The 414-nt window shown below is 68.4% G+C and carries 1 protein-coding gene; it reads right to left on the reverse strand.

Annotated features, from left to right (window positions below; genetic code table 11):
* Window positions 1-24 precede the first annotated feature (24 nt).
* On the reverse strand, window positions 25-414 hold a 390-nt coding region (locus IFT58_RS18635; RefSeq protein ID WP_342029586.1), incomplete at its 5' end, for an XVIPCD domain-containing protein.

Raw genomic sequence — 414 nt, forward strand, 5'->3', positions numbered from 1 at the left:
CCGGGAAATGGCAATGAGGAGCGATCAGGCATGCATCTGCCGCGTTGCGTTCTGCTGCTGGGCCAGCTGAAGCTCCTGTTCCTGGCCCATGCGCTGTGTGGCTGCCTGCTGCACGCGCTCGCTGCTCTGTTCCAGGGGAACCTGCATCGCCTCAGTAGTCGCCACGGAAACCCGCAGGTGCGCCGGGTCGTTGGCCTGGCCCTGCACGCCGAAGGTGCGCGAGGCATCGCTGCTCATCAGCACGTTGTCGATGCGGGTGCCGCCGTTGGCGTGCATTTCCGCCGCCAGGCTGCCGGCCAGCTGGCCGCTGTGCTGGTCCGGCGTACGGCCGGCGCGCAGGTCCTGTACTTCCACGCCGCGCAACGCGTCCTGGAACAGCAGGTTGCCGGGGTGGCCGGGGCTGTCCATGCGCAT

The sequence above is a fragment of the Stenotrophomonas sp. CFBP 13718 genome, from assembly GCF_014842145.1.
GTDB lineage: Bacteria > Pseudomonadota > Gammaproteobacteria > Xanthomonadales > Xanthomonadaceae > Stenotrophomonas.